Raw genomic sequence first — 4,870 nt, 5'->3', positions numbered from 1 at the left:
GGGCTTGCGCGCGGGCGGGACGCGAGGTATCGTCTCGGGCTGCCGAAGACACGAGGAACACGGGCCGCTCCAGGCGGCCCCAGGAAGCGAACGATACAGTCGCGCGGCCTTTTCGCCGCGCGTCTTCTTCAGGGCGCGGGCCATGCCCGCTCCTTTTCCCGCCCCTGCCCGGACCTGTGGAACAGTCACAATCGTCGTTGGTCATGCGCTAGTGGGATGGCCGCGCCCGTAGGGCGTGGCCGAGCCCCGCGGCCCGATAGGGCCAGCGGGGCGGCTCGGTAACAGAAATGCGGTTAACTGCGCGAGTCCATATCCATGCCGGTGGCTTGACCGATGATGGCTTCGGCGAGGGGGACCTGCCCGTCCTCGACCAGCTGGAGCGTGGCGGCGATGATCGAGGGGCTGCGGCGCAGCATCCGGTAGGCGGGCGGGTCGAGATTGATGACTGGCAGGCCGTGGATGGCGTCGTCGATGATCTGCCGATCGGTGGGCTCCATACCGGCCAGTCCGCTGTCCTGGCGGAGCCTGCGGCTCCAGGTGATCGTACGCCGCCGGTAGGTCGCGTCCACGTACTCGCACCACAAGGCTTGCGCCATATGCTCGTCGATGTCGGTGCCATCATCCAAAAACTCGAACGGATTCAGACTACCCTTGCGGCGGCCTTGCTTCCTGTCTCCTCTGGTCATCTCCAATGCGATGTCACGCCGGTCCGGGGTTTTGTTCATATATCCGGCGACGAGCCGCCCGTCGTCGGTTACGGGTTCGACGATTACCCCGTGGCGTTTGGATACGGGTCTGCGGTCCGGGTCGAGCGTGTGCACTGCGTCAGACCAGAGCGCGTGGATCTCCGCTTTCAGACTCTTCGCGTCTGGCATTGCCTTCATGAACAATAAGACATGTAGGTGGACGTGCCAGCCGCTCGTAGGACTCCATGTGACCTCCATGCTGCGCACATGATGCCGGATACCGGTCCGGTCGGCGAGCCGCCGCCATGCGTGCGAGCCTCGCATCCGCGACCAGGAGCCCGCCACCAGATCGATCAACGCGCCTAATGACTCGCTTTTCGTGTGCGGGATGGTCAATGTCAGGAAGATGAGCCCGTGTTCGGGGGGGGCGTGTCGTGCCACCATCGGACGGCGTGCCGCAGATCCTGAGCTCTTCGGCTGCGGATGATGGTCGTGCACAGCGGGCACGCCCAGGGACTGGCGCAATGCTGGGCACCGTGCAGGAACGCGCGGCCCTCGTGCAGGCGGATGCCGACACCGGTCAACGGCCACCCGCACCGGGCCGGCCTCGGCAGCGTGCCCAGCTGGCCGATGGTCAGCTGCCGTCCGTGGCCGACCCTGTCCATGAGCCAGGCCTGTGACCGGCAGCGGCGCGCGTACTGCGTCTGCCGCCACCGTCGCAGGCTCTCCGACTCGTGGCGCACGTCCACCCGATCGACGCCCATCAGCGTGGCCCCCGGTGTTCACAATCCGGGCTGGTAGGGGCAGCGGAACCGGACCGCGCGATGATGGGCTCGGTCGTGCCAGTAGCCCACGCCCGGCGTGGTCGCGGGGATCGCGTGGGGCGCGCATCCGTCGCGTACCGCGTCCTCGCCCATCATCATCACAGTCTCGTCCCGGGAGCCCAGGGCGAGTGCGATCCGGTTCGGGAAACGGTCGCGGAGCGGGACGCTTTCCTTGCGCGGGTCCTGCGAGGCGGCGACGACCGTGATACCCGCGGCACGGCCCAATCGCAGGATCCGATCCAGGAGGGCGCGGGCGCGCTCCTGCTGGGCGCGCGTGTTCTTGTCCACGCCGCCGGCGAGCTCGGCCAGCTCGTCCACGACCAGCACAAGCAGCGGCACGTCTCGACCCACCTCGACCTTGTCCAGGCCCTGCTCGACGAGCATCCGGTTGCGCTGCTCGCGTTTCTCGTCGAGGTCCTCCAGGACCGCGATCGCGTACTCGAGACAGGTGCCGGTCTGCATCCAGGGAGCCCACCGCGCCAGCTCGACGCCGCCTTTCAAGTCGATCCCGTACAGGCGCGCGTACCCGTCAGCCACATCCGGGACCGTGTTGCGGATTAGCTGACGCAGCAGTTGGCTTTTTCCAGATCCTGATCTACCTGCGATGAGCGTGTGCAGGCCCATGGGAATCTCGACCAGGCTCCCGTCGATCGTGTTGCGTACCCAGAGCGTGTCGGCCATCGGTATCCGGCTTCTTTCCCACCTGTCGTATCTCATCGGGTCAGCCTCCACTCATGCCAGCGGGCCCGGGGTGTCGCGTATTCGCTGCCGTCGTAGCCGAGCGAGTGCTGCAGGCGGATGCCCGCCTCGACGCATTTTTCGGGCGATGGGTCCACGTCCACTGCGTCCACTCGCGTCACAATCCGCATCATCCGGTCCCGCCCCCACGAGAACGGCCTCCACCCATGTTTGCCGTACAGGATTCGCACGCGCCTCGGCTCGCCGACGTGCAGGACCGCGTCGACAACCTCCCAGTCGCACACCGTCTCCCACGCGGCAACACCAGCCACCACGCACACGATCACCAATGCGACTAGCGTGATTACCGCAGCCAATTCCATTGCGATTCTCCTTACCTATAGGAAAAAGGACGCCGGCCTTGCCGGCCGACGCCCTCTTCTATGCGCCCGCTGCTTTACTGTTTCGGCGGCTGGGGGCCGCCGATGGGCGTGATGTCCGCCGCCTGGTAGCTGACGCCGTCACGCCCGTCACGCGCCCACGGGGTCGCGGTCAAATCCACGACACGCACGCGCGCGTTCTCGTCCACACGGACCGGCTCCGCGCGCACGACCTTGACTTGCAGCACCTCGGGCCGCTCATCCTTTGGCTTGATCAGCAGGCTTGCCACCTGCACCGGGACACCGTCCCGCAGCACGGGATCGCCGTTCTGATCAGTCTGCCGCTCCGCCTGCACGAAACGGATATCGCCCAAGGCGGGCACATCCACCGGGATACGTCGCATATCGGACTCCTTTCCAAGAGAGTGGGGGCGACGGACCGCCCACCGCCCCGTAGCAGGCGACTATGCGCCCGGATCAGACCCCCATACCTGCGAACGGGCCGTTGTTGGGTTCCTGCGCGAGTGGGTTGTCGGGGAGAGCGAAGCCCTTGGTCTCTTGGAATCGCCATTCGCCGACCTTGCGGTGGGAGTCCTGCCTCCTTTCCATGCTGATGCCGTGTGCGTCGAGGATGGGCAAAAGGTGGTCCAGTTGTTTGGCGAGGCTCAGGTGCGATTTGGGAGTGTACCGGTTCGTTCCGTACGTGCCGGAGTCGATTTTGGCGAAAGCCGGCTTCAGCCTCTTGTACAACTCGGCGGCGGTCAGCCACTGTCCGGCGATGTCGTCCCACCGGTCGACGATCGCCATGAAGACCGGGTTGTCGGACTGCTGGAGCCGCTGCTCACCCTCCTGTGAGGACAGCCATGCGGTTTCGCCATGGGTGCCGAGGACCATGTCGACGGCGCGGAGCGTGATTTCAAAATCGCGCAGACGTCCCTCCAGATGGTCGACAGGGATTGACCCGTCGCGTTCCATGTGCATGACCCGCGAGCACAGGAGCCACAGTCCAGTGCGCATCTCATCGATGTGGGCGTCCCACCGCTTCCAGACGATCTGCTCGGTGTCGCCCCTGGCCCGGGGCGAGAGTTCGATGTGGACAAGGCGTGTGATTACGTCCTCGGGGATGCGCCCGACGCTGATGCCCGTCATCACGACCTGCGCGTCCATGAACCATCGCACGACCTCTTCCTGATTGTAGTGCTTTCGCGCGGAGTCGATGCCGCCGGTGGCGATGGTGCACAGCAGGTCCCAGATTTCTTGGTCGACGTGGTTCGCGTTCCCGAGCACGAGCACGCTCGAGGCGGCGGCGTTCATGCGTAACGCTTCGGGGTTGATGACGCCGGCGGTGTTTTCGAAACGCGCCTGTTTCGGGTCGACGAGATCCTGGTACATGAGGCTAGCCATGGATTTTCCAGCTCCGCTGGGGCCCTCGATGAGTACCAGCGGTTGTTGGCTGCCGGGCCCGTTGGGGTGGATGATACGGTGAACGCCGACGGCGATGAGCTGTGCGACGGTGTCACGGTCCTGTCCCAGCATGCCGGCGAAGGTGTCGAACCCGGTTTCGATGCTCGCGTTGGCTACGGGCTCGTTCATACATCCGGTTTCGTCGTCGCGCATCCATGCGATAGCCTCGTCAGGCTCCTGTACGGACAGCCCGGCGGGGGTGATGAGGAGGGACTTTCCATCGTCGCGCCCAAGATCGATCCACAGGTCATCTCCAATCAGGCGGCTTCGCTTGGCGAGGTCGATCGGACGGTTCTTAGCGATTGTTACCAGCTGGGACATTGCGCCGAAGATGTTCTGTTGGGTGGGGAGCTCGAACGGCTTATGCGTCTCAGGGTTGATCGTGTGCCTCGCCATCGTGACCGTCTGATGGTAGAGGCTTGATTTTTCCGTCGGATGGAAGGGGCTTGCAATATGGGTTTTACGATTGACGTAGTACAGCCGGTTCTTGGTGCGGCGGTCATGTGCGAAAACGAATCGTTCAACCAGCATGGCGATCATTTCCTGATCGTTCATGCCGCGTTCCTTGGATTTGGACGTCATTGCAGGGCCTCCTTGATCATCCGTGCGGTCTCTTCGATCTGCTCTCGGGTCGGTGCCGTCAGCACCTCGAATCCGTTGTCCGTAGTACACGGGTCGGCAGGAATGGTCGCGGGAAGTTCCACGGTGTTTAACGCCCAACGGGCCACGGACTCCGCCTCGCGCATGCCCGTGGCGGCGTCAGCGCGATTCGAGATCAGCGACACAAACCGGGGCGCGAGTGCGCGGAGGGCGCGGACGGCGCCCTTGTGTCCGCCCT

General features: G+C 64.8%; 6 protein-coding genes. All 6 read right to left on the bottom strand.

Translation table 11 applies throughout. The features are described from left to right. Positions 1-293: 293 nt before the first annotated feature. Complete coding sequence (locus tag B4C31_RS05730) at positions 294-1,130, bottom strand: protein rep (protein WP_291531690.1); 837 nt, start codon at positions 1,128-1,130, stop codon at positions 294-296. 338 nt (positions 1,131-1,468) lie between these two features. Continuing rightward, positions 1,469-2,191, bottom strand: coding sequence for an FtsK/SpoIIIE domain-containing protein (locus tag B4C31_RS05725; RefSeq protein ID WP_291531685.1), 723 nt, complete (start codon positions 2,189-2,191; stop codon positions 1,469-1,471). Between the two features lie 32 nt (positions 2,192-2,223). Beyond that, the gene (locus tag B4C31_RS05720) at positions 2,224-2,571 is read right to left on the bottom strand and encodes a hypothetical protein (RefSeq protein ID WP_291531684.1); all 348 of its coding nucleotides are present in this window, start codon (positions 2,569-2,571) and stop codon (positions 2,224-2,226) included. Between the two features lie 74 nt (positions 2,572-2,645). Then, positions 2,646-2,972 (bottom strand): hypothetical protein, encoded by a 327-nt coding sequence (locus tag B4C31_RS05715; protein ID WP_291531683.1) that lies wholly within the window; start codon positions 2,970-2,972, stop codon positions 2,646-2,648. A gap of 73 nt (positions 2,973-3,045) precedes the next feature. Beyond that, positions 3,046-4,614: a hypothetical protein gene (locus B4C31_RS05710; protein WP_291531682.1), complete on the bottom strand. Its 1,569-nt coding sequence runs from the start codon at positions 4,612-4,614 to the stop codon at positions 3,046-3,048. Then, positions 4,611-4,870, bottom strand: a 260-nt coding sequence (locus tag B4C31_RS05705) for a hypothetical protein (protein ID WP_291531681.1), incomplete at its 5' end; no start/stop codon positions are given. The genes B4C31_RS05710 and B4C31_RS05705, both read right to left, overlap by 4 nt.

Origin of the sequence: Bifidobacterium sp. UBA4282 (assembly GCF_002394995.1) — a bacterium.
GTDB classification, from domain to species: domain Bacteria; phylum Actinomycetota; class Actinomycetes; order Actinomycetales; family Bifidobacteriaceae; genus Bifidobacterium; species Bifidobacterium pullorum_B.
This window is presented reverse-complemented; position numbering and strand designations above follow the sequence as displayed.

Coding starts and splice junctions, on each gene's coding strand:
- B4C31_RS05715 (WP_291531683.1), bottom strand. CDS start 2,972: ATGCGACGTATCCCGGTGGATGTGCCCGCCTTGGGCGATATCCGTTTC.
- B4C31_RS05710 (WP_291531682.1), bottom strand. CDS start 4,614: ATGACGTCCAAATCCAAGGAACGCGGCATGAACGATCAGGAAATGATC.
- B4C31_RS05730 (WP_291531690.1), bottom strand. CDS start 1,130: ATGGTGGCACGACACGCCCCCCCCGAACACGGGCTCATCTTCCTGACA.
- B4C31_RS05725 (WP_291531685.1), bottom strand. CDS start 2,191: ATGGCCGACACGCTCTGGGTACGCAACACGATCGACGGGAGCCTGGTC.
- B4C31_RS05720 (WP_291531684.1), bottom strand. CDS start 2,571: ATGGAATTGGCTGCGGTAATCACGCTAGTCGCATTGGTGATCGTGTGC.